The following is a 20,774-nucleotide window of genomic DNA, read 5'->3' as shown; positions in this document are numbered from 1 at the left end:
AAAATGGCCGCGTGAATTCTACGACCAAGCCCCGCTAAGAACGGGGGGATTACCATTCGAAGCGCCGCTTACGCACAAGCGTCTACCCATTCGGTGCTGATTGACACAATCCGCTTGGATTAGTTTTCCTCTCACTCCAACTTTGCGCTCCTAGACAGTGAGCCGATCGATTCCAGCGCCGGAATGAGCCCAGGATGCTGGGTGAGTGCGGATTCCATGGGCGATGAACCAAGCTTGGTGCGGACAGCGGCGCTCCGGAAAGTATCCGTCGGGCACCGAGAGAAAGGGCTTCACAAAATATTCATCCTGTGAATATTTTAGTGAATATTTTGACAGGATGTGGCAACGGCGCTATATCGAGAATGTCAAATGGTAGAAGGCGATTCGGACTTGAACAGAGACAACGCACTACTTGCCGCTCGCGACCGCTTCGAGGGCCCTATCTGGGCGCTGATTAGCGAACTCGAAGGGACTTTAGCCGATTTCGCGAGAGTTCGGTATGTGGACTTAGGCAACCCAAGGGCGACTGGGTCAGTGCTCAACGGGGCACTGACGCAGGCAGCGGTGGCGGCCAAGCTCTCCGATCACGGACTGAGCATCAACTATTGCGAAAATGGTCAGAGTAATAAGATATTCGGTGAACTTGGAATTGATGGGAAAGCCTTCACCGTCTGCTTTGAGCTTCATCTTGCCGGGCCGCGGGGCGGCACCTCTAAAGCTGCGCATCAATTCGCCGCTTACGATATTGAAAGCGAGCCCACCCTTCCCGGATTTGAAGTGGAGGCGCCATCCGACCTCTTGTTTTTCATTGCCTGCCATCTCAGTGGCACAGGCGCCTCGGTCGCCCGGGCATTTCTGAAGTTTGCCGATAAGGTCGATCAACGGAAGATTCAGATCCACCGCGAATTGCCCGGTGAAGCTACTGGCGCGGCGGAGACAGGTCCTATAGATGGGCCGAGCGGAACCAAGTTGTCGTTGAAGAAGGAAAAAGGGGACGAGTCCAACCATGGCGGCAAAACCGATAAACGGGGAGATGCTGCTTCTAGCTCGTAACAGACGCGGAAAGACCCAAAAGGAATTGGCCACTGGAACCGGGATTGCTCAAGCAGCAATTTCTCGGATCGAAAACGGCACTCGGGACGTTCTTTCGTTGGACGAAATCCAATCGATTGCGCGTTTTTTGGGATTCCCGGTAAGCTTTTTCTACGAGCAGGAGCTGCTATACAGAACACCAATGAGCCTTCACGGGGCAGCTTTTCGAAAGAAGGCCGCCGTTTCCGCTAAGGATCAACATGCTGTTATTGCACTCGCCAACCATTTCGTATTTCAGTTCCGCAGGCTGCTCGACGCGATCGATTTGGAACCCGAGTACCCGCTTCTTCAATTCGAGGTCGTTGATAGCCATTCGAGTGTGAGTGAGCACGCCAGTGCAGTCACGTCAGCCAGCATGGCTGCCCTTCATGTACGTGCCTCCTGGCAGTTAGGGGATACTCCAATCAGCAACTTAGTCCGTTATGTTGAATCAACGGGCATCCTCGTTGTCGAAGGCAACTTCGGTGAGGCCGACATCGATGGCGTTACACTTCGGCCAGCGGGAATGAAGCCGGTCATTGTACTCAATCAGAACCGACCTGTTGATCGTAAACGCTTTAGCTTGGCCCATGAATATGGACACGTCGTGCTTCATCCCTATCCGTATGAAGCGATGGAGAAAGAGGCGAATGAGTTCGCTGCGGAACTGCTCATGCCACGCTCGGGGGTCCTGGCAGACCTAAAGCGAGGGCTTTCAATTCCGAAGCTGGGGCCGCTAAAACAAAAATGGCGGGTTGCTATGTCTGCCTTGATCTACAGAGCCAAGACGCTTGAGGTAATCCCAGATGAAAGCGCGACACGGTTGTATAAGCAGATGAGTATGTATGGGTATAGGACACGAGAGCCAAAGGAATTCGATATAGAGCCGGAATTGGGGAAACTCAGCAGGCAGCTTGTCGATCTTCATATGAAAGAACTTGGCTATTCCCTTGAGGAATTGGCTGACGCGCTTCGAACGGATCCGAGTGAATTCGCTGAGATGCATGGCCTCTCGCCACCCCAAAATGATGCCAAGGGCGCAGACAAGCCAAAGCTGCGGCTTGTGGCGAGTCGCGACTGATTCTTGGCACATCGAGTTGCCGGGCCTCTAACGCAAGGTCCGGGGGCTCAGTTGATTCGTGGCTTGGCACCGCGACCAAATCAAGCCATTTCGTCGCCCTCTGTTTCGACGAGGCTCTCGTAAATAGGATTGGTGAAGCACGAACCGTCCAGTTTCATGGGGAGATAATAATTGCGTGGGATGTCGATCTAGTTTGGGTCCTTTAGAGAATACCCCACGCCCGAAACCTCCCCCTCCCCGTCATCTCGCGCAAGCCGAGCTCCAAAACAATCCGCCTTGCCGCCTGCGGCGTAACCTCCAGCGTCTTCGCCACCATCGCGGCCGATACGAGCGGTTTCGCCATGACCAGCTCAACCAGCTCCGGCAATTTCGAAGAGGTCCGCCTGCCCTCCAGCTTTCGGTCCATCATCGCCTTCGCTAGCGTCAGCCGGTCATGTTCCTTCATGCCGATCTCGGCGGCCGCGATCAGACCGTCGGCAATTGCCATCAGCCGGACCTCCCGGTCGCGGTGGCGACGCCGGTCGACTGGGATGGTTTTCAGGCCAAAGTTGATGGCGGCGAGATGCGCGCCTGACGTGACGCCGGCCTGACGCAGGATGGAGGCGGCAAACAATCGGCCGAGCCACGGCGCGTGCTGAAGCACGGACAGCTCGTTCCAGGCATCGAGGGCGATGATCGCCTGCAGCATTGCCGGCAGTTCTTGGGCCTTTCGCAGTACGCCGCGCCATTCGTCGAGCCGCGCGTCTTCGTCCCAGTCGAGATCGTAAATCATCGGATCCTTTTCGGCACCATGGTTGCCCACGGCGGGACCGGGCCGTGTCGCGTCCTCGATCGCCGCCTCCGACCGCGCGAGCACGGCATCGATGGCGGCGTAGTCGACGCCTGGAAGGTCCTCGACGTCATCATTATCATCCCCCTCCCCTTCCGAATCGATCGTGACCGCCCGCCGGATGGCATCAGCGGTCGTCGCCTCTTCTGTGCCGGCCGATGTGATCTCGGAGGTTCTTCGCAGAGTCCGAATGCCCTCCGGCGATAGTGGCCAGTCCGGCGACTGTCCGGCAATGCGCCGGCGAGTGCGCAGCACGTCGCGGGCGATGGTGAGTTCGTGGGTTGGGGTGCGGGTATCGCGAAAGGCGTCGTGGAGGACGAGGTCTTCGAGATGGACAAGTTCGCCGTCGATCCAAAGGGAGGCACAGGCATCGGCGAAATTTTGCCGTTCGATCCAGCCCGCGCCCCCTGGCGAACGGGCAATCCGCTCGTCGAGACGCGTCAGAGCGACACCGGCGTCGAAAGCCGGCCGCATCAGGGCGGTCATGCTGATTTTCGCGAGATCGTAAGCCATTGATTTTATGGTAAACGATTTGCTAAACGAACTCTATATGAATATTAGGGTTCCTCACATGGTATGATTGCCGGATGGGTCTCTAACCATCGATAAGTACTCCTTATCGATGGTAGATCGACAAAGCCCGCAAATTCCCATATCCTGGGTCAAATCCCGCTCCGCAAAGGCTCCGAAACATGGAAGATCGCGTCCGCTTCGCCCTCGAAAAGCTGCTCAACGTCGCGCATGCGGACACCGGCCAGGGTCGCCGGGTCGCCAATTTTTTGCTCGCCTGGTGGAACGCCGAAGTGCATGGTGGTTTCGACCTCACCGACCTTGCCAATGTCGATCGCGAAGTCGCCGAAGACATGGCCACGGTCTTCACCTGGATAGCGCGCGAAGAAACACTTTCCTATCCGGACCTCTACAAGCCGGAGATTATCGCTATCATCCGCCGCTGGCGGCCGCACGTCGAGATCGACTGATGGCCGCCGCAAAGAAATCCGCCACCCTGTCCAGCGTCGAGCGCCGTGCCGTCGAGCTCGATACCATCGCTTCTGTGCTGCCGATCGACCGGCGCGACGAACTGGCCGAGCTTCTGAGCGACGGGGATGTCGAAACCCTGCGGCATCTGGTCAACCAGGGCATGGGCGACAATACGCTGAGGGCTCTCACCTCCGATCTCGCTTATCTCCAAGCCTGGAGCCTGGCCGCAACCGGACAGTCCCTGCCCTGGCCGGCGCCCGAAGCGCTGCTGTTAAAATTCGTCGCGCAGCATCTCTGGGACCCGGAAAAACGCGAAAATGATCCCGAACATGGTATGCCGGCCGATGTCGCCGGCAACCTGCGCAGCCAAGGCTTTCTAAAATCCACCGGCCCGCACGCCCCGGCGACGGTACGCCGACGGCTGGCAAACTGGTCGACACTGAACAAATGGCGCGGCCTCGACGGCGCCTTCGCCTCCCCTCCCCTCAAATCCGCCATTCGGCTGGCCGTGCGCGCCGTGCCGCGGGCACGTCACCGCAAGAGCGCCAGGGCGGTGACCGGCGACGTCCTGGCTAAGCTGCTGGCCACCTGCGAGAGCGAGAGTTTGCGTGATCTGCGCGACCGGGCGATCCTGATGGTCGCCTTCGCCTCCGGCGGCCGCCGGCGCAGCGAGATCGCCGGACTGCGTCACGAGCAACTGACGGTCGAACCGCCGATTGACGTGCCTGATGGCCCTCCCCTCCCCTCTTTGGCCCTGCATCTCGGCCGCACCAAGACCACTTCCGGCGAGCAGGAGGAAGTTGTCTATCTGACCGGTCGGCCGGTCGAGGCGCTGAACGACTGGATGGTGGTTGCCAGGATCGAGAGCGGCAGTATATTTCGGGGGATCGGGCGTTGGGGTACAGTGTCGAAGCGCGCCCTCGATCCGCAGTCGATCAATGCCATACTCAAACAGCGGGCGGAAATGGCTGGATTGGATCCTGGGGAGTTTTCCGCCCACGGGCTACGGTCGGGCTACCTGACGGAGGCAGCCAATCGCGGTGTTCCCCTCCCCGAGGCAATGGAGCAATCTCGTCATCGCTCGGTGCAGCAAGCGTCCAGCTATTACAACAGCGCAACGCGTCGTAGCGGGAGAGCGGCTAGGTTGATTTGAAACTGAGCGGAACTTTGCCGCCGACAAAGTCTGATTTGGCGAAGTCGGCCCAGAGCACCTTGACCATAGCCCACTTCATTTTGGCATATTCGCTCATTTTCAATGCAAACTCAAAACGAGCAAAAATGCGAAACAATTCATCCGCGCGAGGTGGAAGCTGGTTCGCAGCAGTGAGATCAACACTCATGTCCTCCTCCGTATGAATTCGTGCCGTTTCGGGCTATGTTGGGGATGACAATTCCCAAACCGGGATATGGAGATGATCGCCCAATTCATCCAAGAAAGACTGCTGGGACAGCTATGGCACACGACCAGCTCCGAACGATTTGAGAGAATCCAACAAACAGGGTTCATTAAGCCAGAGCCTGAGATACCGGACAAAGAACGATTTGGCACCATACGCGGCCCTAGCAACTATCCCTACGTCCGCTTCAGCGCCTGGCTGAACTCGCACGAGCGTTAGCTCGATTGCAATCCAAATTGGCATTCTGGAGGAGGCACTATGTCGATGGGATTTATCCGTACTATTGCGATTTTGATGGTATTTGCGGCCTTGCCGGCTGGAGCTGAGCCTTGGCATGACCTGGAGGGTTGCTATCACGATGTCGACAAAGAGCTCGTCCGATGCCATCGATGGATGCGCGAACGAAATAAGCCTGATTCCATGTGCCGTCCCGACTACACACGCGAGAAGCAGAAGTGCTATAGCAATTATCAGGACGCTGTATTGGCGGAGCGGCGCGATCGTGAAAGAGAACGTCAGCGGGAATTGCGTGAAAGAAGACGCGAAGAGCGGGAACGCGAACGGCAGCGCCAGCTAAGAGAACGCCAGAAAGACAGAGACAGTGTCGAGGATTATCTCGGCGGATACATCCAGTGTTTCGGCTGTGCAAATTGAGCGTTAACGCGGCAGTTCAATAAAGGCGCGGGTTCCAATTAAGGAGGGAAAGCGAATATTGCTATGGCGATTTTTTGCTTTCTTATGGGCGTTGAGATCAATGAAGAAAATGATTCCAGATCATCCTCGCTCCGAGGCCTTTTGACCGCCTTCGCCAAGGCCGTTGCCTCAAGGAGCTCTTCCAGCTCGCCACGACGGTCACCGCTTCATTGAGGGAAGCCCGGATTCGCGGGGCGCGGTGATGGCTTCGCCGAAATTAGACATCTTCCCAAGCCAGCCGCGGTGGAATCAGCGTACGGTGGATATCGCCGTGATAGCGACCGACGATCTCGAGGGTCAGCCACCGTTCCAGCTCGTCGAAGGTCATGACTGAATGCTGTTGCGGATAGTAGTCGCCGCGGGAGCTTATATCACTCGACGTTGAGCCGGGCGGAAAGTGAACGGCGCCCATCATCGTGCCGATAAGCTGCTAGATGTAACCACCGTAATGTGGGCGAGCAACCGGTCCATGGATGAGATTGATGCCGTGCTCGGCTCGCTCCCCAAGCGAGCGCTTTTCCCCGAAATTCCCGAGCATTGTCGATATGAATGGCGGTGGGCAAACCATGGACGGGCCAGTCGCCGACCGCGTTTCGCTCCGCGAGCCACGATGTCTTCGGCAAAGCCATGTGCCGGATGGCCAAAGCGACGGATGTTGACGATGGATACTCAAGGCTCAGGTAGAAGCCGGCCGCCATGCGGCTGGCGACATCGATCGCCAACGTCAGCCAGGGACGCAGCAATGTTTGGCGGTTTACAGCGCCAACGCTGCGCCTTGTTCAAGGCTCACCGCGCTGGGGTAAAATGCTGAAATGGTGACGGCGATGCCAGCTGTCGAGGATTGCATGACCGCGGTCATCGCCAAACCGACCACGATGAGCGTGATGAGCCCGACTGTCCCTGAGAACCAGCCAACCCCTGGCGCGCCGAACACCGCGGGCAAGTCAGATGGATGCAGGCTTCTCGGCAAGGCCTCTCATCCCTTACCGGAGGGGCGTGAGACCGTAAAGGACCAGTGCGAGCGCAATGCGCTGGAAGCGCGGATCGGACGAGGAGGCCGACGACGGAAGAGAGGCACAGCTGACGGAGATAGCAACCTGCATCAACGAGCTTGATCGCAAAGTCTATACATCCGACGATCTGGCCCGGGCAGGTGCTATAGACCTACTCGACTATGGCTGAAGCCCTATGATTTATCGTCGCTATGTTAAGCCAAAGACGATGAAGATGGTTCGGAGGACGTCGATGCGGATCAGCTCCCCCCGCATCGGGCGAGTGGGCCCTTCGGCGCACGCCTGTCCTCCCACAATGAACCGCAAGTTCGACCGCAGAATGATGCAAGGAACGTATCGCGCTGTTTCAAAAGCTAAGAGCGGAAGAAGAATTGGTTCTCCTCAGCAACGTAAATAGTGTGAACCCGTCAATCTCGGTAGACGAAATCTGGCTACGCAATATCAGGTCTCGGGTCTGTGGTCCGTCGGGCCTGCGCGAACATATTGAGAGCGAAGCAAGTGCGCCAGTCCGCACCCGCTTGCGGATCAGTCGGCTAGGTCGTCGGACCAGTGACCTCAGAAATGCTGGCGGAACATGAAATCGAGACCCAGCGCCATCTCGTCAACGAAAGCATGATCACTGATACTTTCTGCACCCCGAAGTCAAACTTGGCGCTGTCACACCCCGCTTTTTCTGTGTTGCCCTCACCCAGACAATCCATCCCAAGGCCGCCGTCGCAATAAAACTGCTGGTTTGTGCAAGAGCGATGACAACCAAAAACTTAAAGCTCCACTTTCTGCCGTTGACTTTCCTGTCATCAACCTCGAAACGCATACCCAATGATTTCAGTGGCTTAGATTGTTGTCAGCTGACAACATCAGGATCCATCCCTCGTCCCACGTTATGCACGACGTTTTTCTTCTCCTCTGTCTCTGAGCAATGCCATCAACATCGGCCCGAGCGAGAACTCACCACGACCTGCCCGCGCGGTCAAATCCCGGAGGTATCCACCAGCAGAACTGATATGCCCTGCCTTTTCCAGAATCGCAGCCATTGTCACGGCCGCGTTTTCAGACCCCATTACCTCACAGGCCTCCTGGTAAGCCGACGGACTGACGCCGAGCATTGATCGCACCACCACGGCGGCGCCCATGAGATCACGCCAATTCTCAATCTTGCCCCCCGGGCCGTACATTGAAATCTCGGGGCAGGCGCGAAGCACCATACCTATCGGAAAAGCTTTTAGAGGCTCGGTCAAACGGGTAAGGTTTTTGCTCGGCGTTTCGCCCAGCTCCTTTCTAGAGCTAGGTTCAAGTTCATTGATGGATTCGGTATTTGAATTCTGTATGTGCCGACGGATACCGTCATCATTGGCCTCGGATTTTGGCAAATTAATCTGAAGTTCCAGCATGTTGATGATTTCTTCGCGCAGCATTTCGAGTTCATCGCGCACGTCCTCGAACGATCCGGTCACTTTGCATGCTTTTAGACGTGAGACCAGCTCTACATAGATGCTCTCAACGCGTGCCCAATCACCAGGAGCGTTATCTTCTATTGCCGCCGTGATCAGCTTCCTGACATCTCGGCGTGCGATTGTGATGCGCTCTTTTACGATTTTGAGGTGGCGCTGTGCTGCTGCAACCTCCTGTGCCAACATCGCAAGTTCTTCAGATCGCGCCAACAAAGGAGAAAGACTGAACCCATAGGCTGTCTCGATCCCACCATCGGCTGCTTTACGGGCATATCGCTTCCCATTCGGGCTGTCGCAACGTTGGATCAATCCCGCATCGACCAAGATTGCAAGATTTTCTCGGAGCGTCGTGCCGGCGATGCCGTTGGCTCGCGTCGTCAACTGTGCATTCGACGGGAAGACAATGAGGTTGCGATCGTTCTGCAACTCAGCATCAGGATAGAAGGTCAGCAGTGCATTCAGCACCGCGAGCGCACGATCGCGCAAGCCAAGCATCGAGCGAGCGTCGCAGACATCCCTGTAGACTTTCCATTTGTCCGCCGACTTTCCCTCAGGTACCTGTGACGTCCGCAACTGGGACTTCACAAGGGCAAGCGTCATCGGCCGCCGCCCGAAGGGCGTCGTCACATTTCCACTGTGCATTTTCTTTCACCTTTCAAAAGACAAAAGAAATCCGCTCACCAAAACGGCGCCAAAGACTCTTGACTACGATTCATGAAAATGCGATTCTCTGGCTGCTTACACCATTGAGAGAGGCTTCCATGACGGCGACGTTTGGGGGCCTTTTTCTTTTGCTGCTTCCTTTCCAATTATCCTTCTGACGACGGAGTCTCACTCCTGAAGCTCGCGTAGAGTTCGGGAAGCTTCTCCATTACAAACCGAGCAAAGGCTTCATCCCGATCTCGACTAATCTGAATTTTGCAATGTTTGCCGGCGACGGCGAAGGTTGCGATTTCAGTACCGTCGTGTGACTTGGCAACATGTTGCATGGGACGCGGCGTCGATGTGTCCACACCGCTGAATTTTACGCCTCGAAGGACCGTGGCGAACCGCTCATCAGTGTCTTTGTGCCCGAACGACTTGTCCTCTGTCGCTTTGCGCGCTTTCTTTTCTGCTTCTTCATCCTTCAGCAGTTCAGCCAATTCCTGCCATCTCGGCCGGCCGACCTTAGGTGCACGACCGATTACGTCTATGAGCCAGCGGGGAATTCCCCTTGCAACTCCCAAAAGCTTGGAAGCCTCCTGACGATCGACTGAGAGAGCCGTCTGGATAAGAGGTCTATGGAAACCGCCGTCCTCAAGTTTCAGTGCGAACATCGCGCGTTCGATGAAAGTCAGGTCCTCGCGGGCAGAGTTCTCTACACCCTGCGCCACGACAAGACGGTTGTCGTCCAGATCCCTGACATAAGCCTTCACCGTCATGCCGAGCTCTGATGCCGCTCGCACACGACGATGGCCATAAGCGATCTGATAGCGACCTGGCGCCTCGGGGTGAGCCCGGACCAGGATTGGTATTTCCTGCCCATGCTCCTTAAAGGATATCTTGATGGATTCGATTGCAGCCATATCCTGGTCCGCAAACCGGTCAGAGAAGGGGGAGGGGTCGAGCAAGTCAGGGTCGAGGTCGACAGGCAGTGCGCCGCTGGCAACCTGACGCTTCAGTTCTTCATAGTCTCTCTCGACTTCGGAGAATGTGTCCTTCAATGACCGCACAGCACCGGACGCGACCCGGTGAACCGGCTGACGGACATCGTCGGACGGTATCTCGTCCGTCCCACCGGCAAATAGAGAGCGGATCGATTGCGTTCGCTTGCTCACGTACGTATCTCCCTGCCAAAAGATGAGCCCGGTATCAGTATGTCGTCAGCTGACAACGACTCAAGAGATTGAATTAATTGACTTGCATTCGATTTCATCGCTGCCAGACCTCATTCAGAAGGTCGACAACCTCCTGGTTGACGGCACTGATCGATTCCATTGCCCGGTCATATGTGGAGCGACCGACAGCGCCCCGCGTCAGTTCATAAAGCGACTGCTTGGTCAGCCCGGCGTTTGCAATTGCCGTCGACTTCCACGCGCTTGCCGCCATTACATCCGATCCGAAGACATCCCGCATCAGGCCGACGATCTCCTGTTCAGGAACGTCGCGCGGATCATGGCGGGTCACGAGGAAACGCAGGAAGTCGTAGTCAAGACGACCTCCTGCTTCTTCGATGACGGAAACGAGGTCGGAGGTCATCAGCAAAAACTGGCTCATAGACGCCACGTCGACCATTTGGGGATGGATTGTAACGATCATGCCAGTAGCAGCGTTCAATGCGCCCATCGTAAGAAAGCCCAGTTGAGGAGGGCAATCCACGACGACGACATCGAAATCATCCTCGACCTGCGCGATTGCTCCGGCGACGCGACGGAAGAACAGATCCTCTGGCCGCCCACGGTTCTGAAGCATGAAACGTGGCGTCTGATGCTCAAACTCCATCAACTCGAGATTTCCAGGAACAATACTGATCCCGGTGAAATAGGTTGGACGAACAACGTCCCGCATCGTCACGCGCTGATCGTCGTATCGGATTGCACCGTAAAGCGTGGTATTTTCGGCGACATCAAATTCGGGTTGATACCCGAACATTGCGGACAATGATGCCTGAGGATCAAGATCGATGGCGAGCACACGATAGCCTTGTAGGGCCAGTCCTTGCGCAAGATACACTGAAGTTGTGGTTTTTGCGGAGCCGCCTTTGAAATTTGCGACTGTAATGATCTGCAATTTCTCGCCTTGGCGTCGTCTTGGAAAGAAGCGGGTAGCTTCTTTCGGGCGAGCGGTTGCAAGAAATTGCCGCAACTCGTTGATCTGCTCCAGGGAATACGAGCGCCGGCCTGCATTTCCAAGATCCGGGGTCGGCCCCAGCCCGTCCAGCGACAGCTGGCGGAGATAGCCATCGGAAACGCCGACGATATCGGCGACCTCTCCCGATGTGAAGGTACGCAACGACTTCTGCGCTGTCGGGGGGAATGCGCGTTCGCCGACTGCGCGCAGGCGAGCAGAAAGCGCTTCTGCCCTTTGCGTGATATGGGCAGAAGTCGATGCTCTTTCGATGTGTCTGTCGATCACGTTCACATTAACCTCTGTTTTCAGACGGATTATTGGCGTCAGACGCGCCATTACCGTCTCAAAGGTAAGCCATGATTCCCACCTCACCGCAAGTGAAATAGGGTGAACAAGAGCTTAAGCTAAGGGAGAACGGTTGAACCAGTTTTTCTTGAAAATGCATTTTAACAAGGAATTTCATCGTGTTGGTTGAATTTTGGATGTGAGGTGTCAAGTCATCTACTAACACTTTTCTCAGTCGGCCAGCAGCACCGGCAGACTTCCTGAGACCTTCCCAATCTCAATCCCCAGAATCAGCCGCTAACACTTTTGGCAGTAGATCGAACCTTTGCGCACCGGCAAATCTCCCGGCAGTTCAAACTAAGGAGATTTGCGCGATGCGCGTAATTGCCATCAGGGACCCGAGAAGCAAAGCTGAACAGCACCTCATCCTTGAAATGCATCGGCTTCGAGCCAGAATTTTTCGAGGCCGCCTCCAATGGAACGTCAGTTGCACTTCCGGCATGGAAATGGACCAGTTCGATGAGATGCGGCCGACATATATCCTGTGTTTAAGCACCTCCTCGGTGGTTGTCGGATGCGCCAGGCTTCTACCCGCCACCGACCGCACCATGCTGCGGGAAGTGTTCCCACAGCTTCTCGACCAGCGGCAACTTACAACGCACCGAAGAATGGTCGAGAGTTCGCGCTTCTGCGTCGACACCGACAGCACCGCCGATCGAGAGCAGGGCAGGCTTCATCCAGCAACCCTGACCATGTTTGCAGGGATTGTCGAATGGAGCATTCTCAACGGTTACAGCGAGATCGTCACGGCGACCGACGTGCGGTTTGAACGGATCCTTCGTAGAGCCGGCTGGCACCTTTCCCGGCTGGGAGAACCCACGATGATCAATGAAACCCGCAGCGTTGCAGGCATCCTACCTGCGGACTGGAAGAGCTTCGATCTGCTTCGACCAGTCTCCTATTCATCAGACTTTTCAACCGTTCACGAGAAGGCGGCTTGATCATGATCGGCACCCAGAACCGCTCCCTAACGAGGCTCGTGAGCAAGCTACAAAATGCCCTCGGCGATCACCTCTGCATCGCACTTGATGATCCGGGCGTCGTCGAGATCATGCTGAACCCGGATGGCAAACTTTTCATTGAACGCCTGGGTCACGGAATATGCGCGGCAGGCGAGATGACATGTTCCGCAGCAGAGACCGTTATCGGCAGTGTTGCCCACGTGCTGAATTCCGAAGTCGACGACGACCACCCCATAGTATCCGGCGAGCTTCCCATCGGAGGGCATCGCTTTGAAGGACTGCTTCCCCCAGTGGTATCTGGTCCATCGTTCACGATCCGCCGTCGTGCTTCGCGGCTTGTTCCGCTCGATGACTACGTCGCCAGCAAGACCATGACGGCCCGGCAGGCGGAAATAATTCGCAGTGCGGTCGCCTCCAGATTCAATATTCTCGTTGCTGGTGGCACCGGCTCCGGGAAAACCACGTTGACCAACGCGATCCTTGCTGAAATCGTGGCGCACTCTCCACAAGATCGCCTCGTGATCCTTGAAGATACTGCCGAAATTCAATGCATCGCTGAAAACGCAGTGAGCCTTCACACCAGCGATACTGTCGACATGTCGCGTCTGCTTAAGAGCACCATGCGCCTGCGTCCAGATCGCATAATCGTCGGCGAAGTCCGCGACGGCGCGGCTCTAACCATGCTCAAAGCCTGGAATACGGGCCATCCCGGCGGGGTCGCAACCATTCATTCCAATAACGCGCACTCTGCTCTCCAGCGTCTCGAGCAACTCACCGCCGAAGTCAGTTATCAGCCGATGCAGGCGGTGATCGGCGATGCCGTCGACCTTGTCATCTCGATTGAACGAACAGCGAAGGCCCGTCGGGTCAACGAGATTCTCCATGTAACCCGCTTCTCGGGCGGTCATTACCAGGTTGAACCCTACGCAGAGGAGAGCCGCGATGCAGCTTAGGCCACCGATCAACACAGCCATCATCCTTGCCATTGCCGCTATCGTTTCAATAACGCCTGCCCTTGCCGGTTCTGGCGGAAGCCTGCCGTGGGAAGGCCCGCTTGAAAAAATCCAGCAATCAATAACCGGACCCGTGGCGGGCTATATTGCCCTGGCTGCCGTCGCGATCGCCGGAGGCATGCTCATCTTCGGCGGTGAACTCAACGATTTTGCCCGAAGACTGATGTATGTGGTCCTGGTCGCCGGCATTCTGCTGGGCGCAACGACGATCGTTGGTCTTTTTGGCGCAACCGGAGCCTCGATCGGATTGCCAAGCGAGCAGATCAGTTGGCTCATGGTGATCGGCCGGGGGGAGGGGGCCTGATGAGCCTTCGTCGCAATCGCATTCACCGAGCTTTGTCTCGCCCGAACCTGCTGATGGGGGCCGACCGCGAGCTCGTCCTCATTACCGGGCTCGCCTCGGCGATCCTCATCTTCGTCGTGCTGACGGCCTATTCGGCACTCTTCGGGTTAGCGGTCTGGATCATCATTGTCGGCCTGCTTCGCATAATGGCCAAGTCCGATCCGCTTATGCGACAGATCTATATCAGGCACATTTCATATCGGTCGCATTATCGGACGACCACCTCACCCTGGCGCAGACACTGAGGAGGACCCGATGGCTGCTCTCAAGAGATTTCGCGCAACCGGACCTTCTTTCGCCGATCTGGTTCCCTATGCCGGGCTCGTTGACAATGGTGTTCTGCTCCTGAAGGACGGGAGCTTGATGGCTGGCTGGTATTTTGCCGGCCCGGATTCCGAAAGCGCCACCGATCTCGAACGCAACGAACTATCGCGTCAGATCAATGCGGTCCTGTCTCGCCTGGGAACCGGCTGGATGATCCAGGTGGAGGCGATCCGCTTGCCGACAGTCGACTATCCCGCACCGGAAAAGTGCCATTTCCCCGACCCTGTCACCCGCGCTATCGATGCTGAACGCAGGAGGCACTTTGGACGCGAGCAGGGTCACTTCGAAAGCAAGCACGCGATCATTCTGACCTATCGTCCGCTCGAGCCGAAGAAGACCGTGCTCACCAAATACATCTATTCGGACAAGGAGGGCCGCAAGAAGTCCTATGCGGACAATACCCTGTTTGTCTTTCGCAATGCAATCCGGGAACTCGAGCAATATCTGGCAAACACCTTGTCCATCGCGCGCATGCAGACGCGAGAAATCCGCGAGAGGGGAGGGGAGAGGATCGCGCGCTATGACGAGCTCCTGCAATTCGTCCGCTTCTGCATCACGGGCGAAAGCCATCCGGTTCGACTGCCTGAAATTCCAATGTACCTCGACTGGTTGGCGACAGCGGAGCTTCAGCATGGCCTGACACCAAAAGTCGACAACCGGTTCCTCGGTATCGTCGCAATCGACGGTCTGCCTGCGGAGAGTTGGCCCGGCATTCTCAACAATCTCGATCTGATGCCGGTGAGCTATCGCTGGTCCTCCCGGTTCATTTTCCTGGATGCGGAAGAGGCACGACATAGGCTCGAGCGCACACGCAAGAAATGGCAGCAAAAGGTTCGCCCCTTTTTCGACCAGCTTTTTCAAACTCAGAGCCGATCGGTCGACCAGGATGCGGTGACGATGGTCACCGAGACAGAGGACGCCATCGCACAGGCGTCCTCGCAGCTTGTCACCTACGGCTATTACACTCCGGTCATCATCCTTTTCGATGAAAACCGTGAAGTCTTGCAGGAGAAGGCGGAGTCCATTCGCCGGCTTATCCAGGCAGAAGGGTTCGGGGCCCGAATTGAGACATTGAACGCGACGGATGCATTTCTTGGCAGTCTTCCGGGCAACTGGTACGCCAATATTCGCGAACCGCTGATCAATACGAGCAATCTGGCGGACCTGATCCCGCTGAACTCGGTATGGTCGGGCCATCCGGTCGCACCGTGCCCATTTTATCCGCAAAACTCGCCGCCGCTGATGCAAGTGGCCTCGGGGTCGACGCCGTTCCGCTTGAATCTGCATGTCGATGATGTTGGTCACACGCTGATCTTCGGGCCAACCGGTTCCGGCAAGTCAACCCTGCTTGCGCTCATCGCCGCACAGTTCCGGCGCTATGCGTTCGCCCAAATCTTTGCATTCGACAAGGGTAATTCCCTTCTTCCGTTGACGCTTGCCGCCGGCGGCGATCACTATGAAATCGGCAGCGATCAAAATGGGGAGCGCAGTGCGCTGGCATTCTGCCCGCTGTTTGATCTTTCGACCGACGGCGATCGAGCCTGGGCTACGGAATGGATAGAAATACTCGTCGCGTTGCAGGGCGTGACGATCACGCCTGACCACCGCAATGCCATTTCGCGCCAGATCGGGCTGATGACGACCGCACCTGGAAAGTCGCTGTCGGATTTCGTCAGCGGCGTTCAGATGCGCGACATCAAGGATGCGCTCCACCACTACACGGTCGACGGACCAATGGGCCAGCTTTTCGATGCAGAAGAGGACGGCCTGACCCTACGGGCTTTCCAGTGCTTCGAGATCGAACAACTCATGAATATGGGGGAGCGCAATCTTGTTCCTGTTCTCACCTACCTCTTCCGCCGTATCGAAAAGCGCCTTGATGGTTCCCCCAGCCTGATCCTTCTCGATGAGGCCTGGCTGATGCTCGGACATCCGGTCTTTCGTGACAAGATTCGCGAATGGTTGAAGGTTCTTCGCAAGGCCAACTGCGCCGTCGTCCTTGCGACGCAGTCGATCTCGGATGCCGAACGGTCCGGCATTATCGATGTGCTGAAAGAGTCCTGCCCAACGAAGATCTGCCTGCCGAACGGAGCGGCACGAGAAACCGGCACCCGTGAATTCTACGAGCGGATTGGTTTCAACGAGCGCCAGATCGATATCGTCTCAAGCGCCATACCCAAGCGAGAATATTACGTTGCGACGCCTGACGGCCGGCGACTCTTTGACATGTCGCTCGGACCGTTGACGCTGAGTTTCGTCGGCGCATCCGGAAAAGATGACCTGAAGCGCATTCGCGCACTCAAATCCGAACACGGTGCGGACTGGCCCGCCCACTGGCTCAAGACGAGAGGAGTTCAGGATGCCGCATCACCACTCGATTTTAAATAGTCTTTGCGTGTTGGCCGGCACAGTTGCCGTTATGGCGAGCGGATCAACACATCCAGCGCAAGCTGGCGGCGCAGTCACCGGTGCCACGGAGATAACCCAGATTCTCAACAATGGCGAACTTGTCGCGCTTGTTGGCCAGTCCGGCAAGCAGATCGAAAATCAGTTGACTGAAATCACCCAGCTTGCCGAACAGATCGAGCATCAGCTCAATATCTATAAAAACCTGACGCAGAACACCGCAAAGCTGGGCGACCGCAACTGGGGTAAGGTGATGGGCGATCTCGATCGGCTTCGTGGCATAGTTAACCAGGGCCGGAGCGTCTCATTCTCACTTGGAAACTTCGACGACGTGTTGAAGCAGCGTTTCAAGAGCTATTCGGAACTCAAATCGAAGCTGCCACACGCGGAAAGTTTCTCAACGACCTACCAGGGATGGTCCGAGACAAACCGGGACACCATCGCAAGTACGCTACGCGCAGCGAGCCTGACGGCAGACCAGTTTGAAGGCGAAGAAGCGACGATGGACAAACTTCGCTCAATGTCTGAAACCGCCGACGGCCAGATGAAAGCGCTGGAGATCGGCCACCAGATCGCCGCCCAGCAGGTTGCCCAGATGCAGAAGCTTCGGGGGCTCGCCTCCCAGCAGATGACGATGATGGGAACCTGGCTGCAAAGCGAACAGACGGAGAAGGATCTCGCTCAAGCTCGCAGGGAAAAGTTCTTCAACGCCGACGTCGGGATGATCCGCAAAGGTCAGACGATGGAGCCACGATGGTGACCCATTCGATTTCGATCGTCATCGCCCCTGTCATGGTGGCCGCTTTTGCTTCTGGCGCCATCTTCCGTGTCACCCAGCCGGGCGCCAGCGAAGTGCTGTCCTCGATCACGGCAGGCCAAGAGGAGTCGCCACGATGATAACACGCAGTATCGAGAGGGCTGCCGTCCTTGGTGCGATCGCCTGCCTGCTTCTTGCAGTTCCCGCCTTTGCACAGCAGGGCGAGGTCCTGACCGAACTTGAAAACCAGGTTTCGAGGTCAGCGAAGGGCTGGGAAAACACCATCATGGACGCGGCTAGGTCGTTGTTCTGGATTCTCGCGGGTATAGAGGTCGGGATCGCCGCGGTCTGGTTGGCGATACAGGCAGCATCGCTGGAAAGCTGGTTTGCCGAGCTTGTTCGGCGGATCATGTTCATCGGCTTCTTCGCCTTCGTGCTCTCCCAGGGGCCGGCATTCGCGAAAGCGGTCGTTGACAGCCTTTATCAAATTGGCGCGGGTGGCGGGTCTGCATCGCCTGCGGAGGTCTTTGACGCAGGCATTCGGGTCGCATCCCAGCTGTCACAGCAGGCTAGGTTCGGGGTTTTCGAAGATAACGCTCTGGCGATTGCCGCAGTCCTTGCGATGGGCGTCGTCGTGATTTGTTTCTCGCTGGTTGCGGCAATCTTCGTTGCGGTGATGGTTGAAATGTATGTCGGCCTTCTCGCTGGCATGATTATGCTAGGGCTCGGGGGCTCATCCTTTACCAAGGACTTTGCCGTCCGGTACCTTGTCTACGCCTTTGCAGTTGGCATGAAACTGATGGCGCTCGTGATGATCGCGAGGATCGGGGCTGAAGTCCTGCTAGGTCTTGCGCAGGCTGAAACGGCAATATCCGACCAGTTCATTACCACCCTGGCCATCGCTGGCATATCCGTGGTGGTCTTCATCATCGCCATGTATGTACCCAACATCATCCAGGGTGTTGTGCAGGGCGTATCGGTTTCGGGAGGAATGGAGGCCATTCGCCATGGTGGTCAGGCGGCATCATTCGCGGCCGGCGGCGCTTTTCTTACAGCAGGTGCGGCAAGCGCCGGTTTCGCCGCTACCCAATCCGCCAGGGCGGCGGGTTCCTCTATGGCCGGCGCGGCGCTTCGCGGCTTTGGCGCTGGCATCGTTTCCGCAGGTACGGCCGCTGGATCGGCGGTGAAAGAAAAGGCGATCGGTTCGCCGGGTGCCTATGCAGGTTCGATCATGGGGTTGGCAAATGCCAAGCTCGACCAGAGCCGCCTGGGGAAAAGCGGCCATCAACCTCCTCTCGAACGAAACGACAAATCATAAACAGGAAGGCGTATAACGATGGCTTCAAACCGGTCGCCCGAAAGCCCTTATCTCGCAGCCCGTCAGGAATGGACGGAGCGATACGGTTCCTACGTCCAGGCAGCGCGTGCATGGCGGGTCGTTGGCATTCTTGGACTATCGATGGCCCTTATCGGCTTTACCTATGCGCTGTATCTCAGCACGCAGGTCAAGCTCGTGCCCTACATTATCGAGGTCGACAAACTCGGCACGTCGGTGGCGGCTGGCTTCCCTCAGCAAATCGAGTATGCCGATGTTCGGGTGGTACGGGCGACACTTGGAAATTTTGTGACCAGCTTCCGATCGGTCACACCGGACGCCGTTGTGCAGAAGCAATATATCGACCGGACCTATGCACTTCTCAGAATTTCCGATCCATCGACCCAGAAGATCAATGCCTGGTTCCGTGGTAGTTCGCCGTTCGAGAAAGCCAAGACATCGACGGTCGCAATCGAGGTCAACAATATCGTGGCCCTCTCAAACCAGACTTACCAGATCGACTGGACCGAATACGAGCGAGACCGCAAGGGCAAGGAAACCGGAACCCGGAGATTTCGCGGGATCGCGACCGTTGCACTGACCGCACCACAGGACGAGGCGATCATCCGCCTCAACCCGATAGGTCTTTATCTCCAGGACTTCGACTGGACCGCACAGCTTTAAGGGTAAGGGGAAATCACATGCATAGAGCAGGACTGATCGCAGCCGCCGGCTGCGTGGCCGCACTCGTCCTTGCGGACTGCGCTAGAGCGCAAAACATGACCTCGAATGAGGTGAAAGGCACTAATATCTCGCGCAAGTGGCGAGCAATGCCAGGGCTCGTGACGACGGGTCCTGACGGGAAGGTCGTATTCCTGTTTGGCGAAACCCAGCCCTCCGTCATATGCTCGCCGCTTCAGGTCTGTGACATCGAACTGCAGGGCGGCGAGATCGTTCGCGACGTTCTCGTTGGCGATACGGTCAGATGGAAGGTCGAACCGGCTACGTCGGGCGCAATTGCAGGGCAGGCAATCCATCTGATTGTCAAACCCTCCGAGGCTGGGCTGGTGACTTCGATGGTGGTGACCACGTCACGGCGGACTTATCACATCCAACTGAAGTCCCACCCCAGCCAGTACATGGCCAGAGTGGGTTTCGAATATCCGGAAAATGTGTCGACCAAGCTTTCGGATATTAATACCCGGCTCGAAACAGGCGGTATATCTGGCTCAACGCCCGACAGGCTGAACTTTTCCTATTCCGTGAGTGGCAGCGCCTTCTGGCGGCCGGAACGGGTCTATTCCGATGGCATGAAGACCTACATTCAGTTTCCCCACTCGATCTCAGGGCAGGATGCGCCGGTGCTGTTCGTCGTCAGCGGTGGCCAGAACCGCATCGTCAATTATCGCATGAAGAACGACATGATGATCGTCGACTATGCGCTCGACAAGGCCCTGCTCGTATCCGGGGTCGGCTGGCGCCAAGAGAAAATCACCATCCAGCGGGGAGGTTGACCAATGAAGTGGGCGATTGCCGCTGTCACCACCATGTCCGTTCTATCCGGTTGCCAGACCACAGATGACGTGCCGCCTCCAAGTTCCATGCCCGCTACGCTGACCGGCCCCACCGCAAGCGCGATTGCCGGCGACATGGCGAGCCGACTTGCCGAACAGGTGGGAACGGCCAGCACCACGACCTTGAAAATGGCCAAGGACACGTCGGAATATGCGGCGGCGCTTGAGGCGGCGCTGAAAGGTTGGGGCTATACCGTTGTTACCGATGACACGGCGGGCAAGAACCAGAAGCCGATCGACGTTGCGTGGGCGATCGACAGTGTCGACGGCCGGGTGCTCGCGCGGTTGAGCACACCGATGGTGACAATCGGCCGCGCCTACGCCACGACGACAACGGGTGCGACACCGGCCAGCCCGCTTTCGATCATTCGGAAAAACTGAGGGGAGGGG

The 20,774-nt window shown here is 56.9% G+C and carries 22 protein-coding genes and 1 pseudogene; 16 read left to right on the top strand and 7 right to left on the bottom strand.

What is annotated here, in order from left to right; all coding sequences use genetic code 11:
• The first annotated feature begins 369 nt into the window (after window positions 1-369).
• Complete coding sequence (locus AC5I5B_RS11725; protein ID WP_495752729.1) at window positions 370-1,053, top strand: hypothetical protein; 684 nt, start codon at window positions 370-372, stop codon at window positions 1,051-1,053.
• On the top strand, window positions 1,007-2,152 hold the full coding sequence (locus tag AC5I5B_RS11720) for an XRE family transcriptional regulator (protein WP_495752728.1): 1,146 nt from the start codon (window positions 1,007-1,009) through the stop codon (window positions 2,150-2,152). Before AC5I5B_RS11725 ends, AC5I5B_RS11720 begins: the two co-directional genes overlap by 47 nt.
• 202 nt (window positions 2,153-2,354) lie before the next feature.
• On the opposite strand, the gene AC5I5B_RS11715 is transcribed toward AC5I5B_RS11720, so the two are convergent.
• Window positions 2,355-3,494, bottom strand: a complete 1,140-nt coding sequence (locus tag AC5I5B_RS11715) for an RHE_PE00001 family protein (RefSeq protein ID WP_495752727.1) — start codon at window positions 3,492-3,494, stop codon at window positions 2,355-2,357.
• A gap of 179 nt (window positions 3,495-3,673) precedes the next feature.
• Between AC5I5B_RS11715 and AC5I5B_RS11710 the strand changes: the two genes are divergently transcribed.
• The gene (locus AC5I5B_RS11710; protein WP_495752726.1) at window positions 3,674-3,961 is read left to right on the top strand and encodes a DUF7673 family protein; all 288 of its coding nucleotides are present in this window, start codon (window positions 3,674-3,676) and stop codon (window positions 3,959-3,961) included.
• The gene (locus tag AC5I5B_RS11705; protein WP_495752725.1) at window positions 3,961-5,115 is read left to right on the top strand and encodes a site-specific integrase; all 1,155 of its coding nucleotides are present in this window, start codon (window positions 3,961-3,963) and stop codon (window positions 5,113-5,115) included. The genes AC5I5B_RS11710 and AC5I5B_RS11705 overlap by 1 nt, the downstream gene beginning before the upstream one ends.
• On the opposite strand, the gene AC5I5B_RS11700 is transcribed toward AC5I5B_RS11705, so the two are convergent.
• Window positions 5,102-5,302, bottom strand: a complete 201-nt coding sequence (locus AC5I5B_RS11700) for a hypothetical protein (RefSeq protein WP_495752724.1) — start codon at window positions 5,300-5,302, stop codon at window positions 5,102-5,104. The genes AC5I5B_RS11705 and AC5I5B_RS11700 overlap by 14 nt on opposite strands.
• Window positions 5,303-5,617: 315 nt before the next feature.
• Here AC5I5B_RS11700 and AC5I5B_RS11695 point away from each other — a divergent pair, with 315 nt between their 5' ends.
• Window positions 5,618-6,013, top strand: coding sequence for a hypothetical protein (locus tag AC5I5B_RS11695; RefSeq protein ID WP_495752723.1), 396 nt, complete (start codon window positions 5,618-5,620; stop codon window positions 6,011-6,013).
• Window positions 6,014-6,423: 410 nt separating this feature from the next.
• On the opposite strand, the gene AC5I5B_RS11690 is transcribed toward AC5I5B_RS11695, so the two are convergent.
• The 5 genes and pseudogenes from AC5I5B_RS11690 to repA form a co-directional block, all read right to left on the bottom strand.
• Entirely contained in the window at window positions 6,424-6,750 is a 327-nt protein-coding gene (locus tag AC5I5B_RS11690) for a TnsB C-terminal domain-containing protein (RefSeq protein ID WP_495752731.1), read from the bottom strand.
• Window positions 6,751-6,809: 59 nt separating this feature from the next.
• Window positions 6,810-7,071 (bottom strand): annotated as a pseudogene (locus AC5I5B_RS11685) (Na/Pi cotransporter family protein); the annotation flags it as partial.
• Between the two features lie 875 nt (window positions 7,072-7,946).
• The gene (repC, locus tag AC5I5B_RS11680) at window positions 7,947-9,158 is read right to left on the bottom strand and encodes a plasmid replication protein RepC (RefSeq protein ID WP_495752722.1); all 1,212 of its coding nucleotides are present in this window, start codon (window positions 9,156-9,158) and stop codon (window positions 7,947-7,949) included.
• A gap of 167 nt (window positions 9,159-9,325) precedes the next feature.
• Window positions 9,326-10,333 carry a plasmid partitioning protein RepB gene (gene repB, locus AC5I5B_RS11675; protein ID WP_495752721.1) on the bottom strand — a complete coding sequence of 336 codons (1,008 nt, stop codon included), beginning with the start codon at window positions 10,331-10,333 and terminating at the stop codon, window positions 9,326-9,328.
• A gap of 94 nt (window positions 10,334-10,427) precedes the next feature.
• Window positions 10,428-11,681: a plasmid partitioning protein RepA gene (gene repA, locus AC5I5B_RS11670; RefSeq protein ID WP_495752720.1), complete on the bottom strand. Its 1,254-nt coding sequence runs from the start codon at window positions 11,679-11,681 to the stop codon at window positions 10,428-10,430.
• Window positions 11,682-12,004: 323 nt separating this feature from the next.
• Between repA and traI the strand changes: the two genes are divergently transcribed.
• Genes traI through trbH form a run of 11 tightly spaced genes read left to right on the top strand, consistent with a single transcriptional unit; the run spans window position 12,005 to window position 20,765 of the window.
• Entirely contained in the window at window positions 12,005-12,631 is a 627-nt protein-coding gene (gene traI, locus AC5I5B_RS11665; protein ID WP_495752719.1) for an acyl-homoserine-lactone synthase, read from the top strand.
• Window positions 12,632-12,633: 2 nt separating this feature from the next.
• Window positions 12,634-13,605 carry a P-type conjugative transfer ATPase TrbB gene (trbB, locus tag AC5I5B_RS11660; protein ID WP_495752718.1) on the top strand — a complete coding sequence of 324 codons (972 nt, stop codon included), beginning with the start codon at window positions 12,634-12,636 and terminating at the stop codon, window positions 13,603-13,605.
• On the top strand, window positions 13,595-13,969 hold the full coding sequence (locus AC5I5B_RS11655; RefSeq protein ID WP_495752717.1) for a TrbC/VirB2 family protein: 375 nt from the start codon (window positions 13,595-13,597) through the stop codon (window positions 13,967-13,969). The genes trbB and AC5I5B_RS11655 overlap by 11 nt, the downstream gene beginning before the upstream one ends.
• A complete protein-coding gene (locus AC5I5B_RS11650) occupies window positions 13,969-14,253 on the top strand; it encodes a conjugal transfer protein TrbD (RefSeq protein ID WP_495752716.1) in 285 nt (94 codons plus the stop codon). The genes AC5I5B_RS11655 and AC5I5B_RS11650 overlap by 1 nt, the downstream gene beginning before the upstream one ends.
• Before the next feature lie 10 nt (window positions 14,254-14,263).
• The gene (locus AC5I5B_RS11645; RefSeq protein ID WP_495752715.1) at window positions 14,264-16,720 is read left to right on the top strand and encodes a conjugal transfer protein TrbE; all 2,457 of its coding nucleotides are present in this window, start codon (window positions 14,264-14,266) and stop codon (window positions 16,718-16,720) included.
• Complete coding sequence (gene trbJ / locus AC5I5B_RS11640; RefSeq protein WP_495752714.1) at window positions 16,692-17,498, top strand: P-type conjugative transfer protein TrbJ; 807 nt, start codon at window positions 16,692-16,694, stop codon at window positions 17,496-17,498. The genes AC5I5B_RS11645 and trbJ overlap by 29 nt, the downstream gene beginning before the upstream one ends.
• Window positions 17,492-17,635: a hypothetical protein gene (locus AC5I5B_RS11635; RefSeq protein WP_495752713.1), complete on the top strand. Its 144-nt coding sequence runs from the start codon at window positions 17,492-17,494 to the stop codon at window positions 17,633-17,635. Before trbJ ends, AC5I5B_RS11635 begins: the two co-directional genes overlap by 7 nt.
• Entirely contained in the window at window positions 17,632-18,813 is a 1,182-nt protein-coding gene (trbL, locus tag AC5I5B_RS11630) for a P-type conjugative transfer protein TrbL (protein WP_495752712.1), read from the top strand. The genes AC5I5B_RS11635 and trbL overlap by 4 nt, the downstream gene beginning before the upstream one ends.
• Before the next feature lie 18 nt (window positions 18,814-18,831).
• The gene (locus AC5I5B_RS11625; RefSeq protein ID WP_495752711.1) at window positions 18,832-19,494 is read left to right on the top strand and encodes a conjugal transfer protein TrbF; all 663 of its coding nucleotides are present in this window, start codon (window positions 18,832-18,834) and stop codon (window positions 19,492-19,494) included.
• 17 nt (window positions 19,495-19,511) lie between these two features.
• Entirely contained in the window at window positions 19,512-20,324 is an 813-nt protein-coding gene (gene trbG / locus AC5I5B_RS11620; RefSeq protein WP_495752710.1) for a P-type conjugative transfer protein TrbG, read from the top strand.
• A 3-nt stretch (window positions 20,325-20,327) separates the two neighbouring features.
• Window positions 20,328-20,765: a conjugal transfer protein TrbH gene (gene trbH / locus AC5I5B_RS11615; protein ID WP_495752709.1), complete on the top strand. Its 438-nt coding sequence runs from the start codon at window positions 20,328-20,330 to the stop codon at window positions 20,763-20,765.
• The last annotated feature ends 9 nt before the right edge of the window (window positions 20,766-20,774 follow it).

The sequence above is a fragment of the Agrobacterium sp. genome (assembly GCF_059499945.1).
The sequence above is the reverse complement of the archived record's forward strand: the minus strand, read 5'-3'. Positions and strand labels throughout refer to the sequence as shown.

Bases quoted from the DNA above. Each gene is read 5' to 3' on its own strand.
- trbJ (WP_495752714.1), top strand. From the start codon at position 16,692: ATGCCGCATCACCACTCGATTTTAAATAGTCTTTGCGTGTTGGCCGGC.
- AC5I5B_RS11650 (WP_495752716.1), top strand. From the start codon at position 13,969: ATGAGCCTTCGTCGCAATCGCATTCACCGAGCTTTGTCTCGCCCGAAC.
- trbH (WP_495752709.1), top strand. From the start codon at position 20,328: ATGAAGTGGGCGATTGCCGCTGTCACCACCATGTCCGTTCTATCCGGT.
- AC5I5B_RS11695 (WP_495752723.1), top strand. From the start codon at position 5,618: ATGTCGATGGGATTTATCCGTACTATTGCGATTTTGATGGTATTTGCG.
- AC5I5B_RS11705 (WP_495752725.1), top strand. From the start codon at position 3,961: ATGGCCGCCGCAAAGAAATCCGCCACCCTGTCCAGCGTCGAGCGCCGT.
- repA (WP_495752720.1), bottom strand. From the start codon at position 11,681: ATGGCGCGTCTGACGCCAATAATCCGTCTGAAAACAGAGGTTAATGTG.
- trbB (WP_495752718.1), top strand. From the start codon at position 12,634: ATGATCGGCACCCAGAACCGCTCCCTAACGAGGCTCGTGAGCAAGCTA.
- trbG (WP_495752710.1), top strand. From the start codon at position 19,512: ATGCATAGAGCAGGACTGATCGCAGCCGCCGGCTGCGTGGCCGCACTC.
- AC5I5B_RS11710 (WP_495752726.1), top strand. From the start codon at position 3,674: ATGGAAGATCGCGTCCGCTTCGCCCTCGAAAAGCTGCTCAACGTCGCG.
- traI (WP_495752719.1), top strand. From the start codon at position 12,005: ATGCGCGTAATTGCCATCAGGGACCCGAGAAGCAAAGCTGAACAGCAC.
- AC5I5B_RS11715 (WP_495752727.1), bottom strand. From the start codon at position 3,494: ATGGCTTACGATCTCGCGAAAATCAGCATGACCGCCCTGATGCGGCCG.
- repC (WP_495752722.1), bottom strand. From the start codon at position 9,158: ATGCACAGTGGAAATGTGACGACGCCCTTCGGGCGGCGGCCGATGACG.
- AC5I5B_RS11690 (WP_495752731.1), bottom strand. From the start codon at position 6,750: ATGGCGGCCGGCTTCTACCTGAGCCTTGAGTATCCATCGTCAACATCC.
- AC5I5B_RS11655 (WP_495752717.1), top strand. From the start codon at position 13,595: ATGCAGCTTAGGCCACCGATCAACACAGCCATCATCCTTGCCATTGCC.
- AC5I5B_RS11625 (WP_495752711.1), top strand. From the start codon at position 18,832: ATGGCTTCAAACCGGTCGCCCGAAAGCCCTTATCTCGCAGCCCGTCAG.
- AC5I5B_RS11635 (WP_495752713.1), top strand. From the start codon at position 17,492: ATGGTGACCCATTCGATTTCGATCGTCATCGCCCCTGTCATGGTGGCC.
- AC5I5B_RS11720 (WP_495752728.1), top strand. From the start codon at position 1,007: ATGGCGGCAAAACCGATAAACGGGGAGATGCTGCTTCTAGCTCGTAAC.
- AC5I5B_RS11645 (WP_495752715.1), top strand. From the start codon at position 14,264: ATGGCTGCTCTCAAGAGATTTCGCGCAACCGGACCTTCTTTCGCCGAT.
- trbL (WP_495752712.1), top strand. From the start codon at position 17,632: ATGATAACACGCAGTATCGAGAGGGCTGCCGTCCTTGGTGCGATCGCC.
- AC5I5B_RS11700 (WP_495752724.1), bottom strand. From the start codon at position 5,302: ATGAGTGTTGATCTCACTGCTGCGAACCAGCTTCCACCTCGCGCGGAT.
- AC5I5B_RS11725 (WP_495752729.1), top strand. From the start codon at position 370: ATGGTAGAAGGCGATTCGGACTTGAACAGAGACAACGCACTACTTGCC.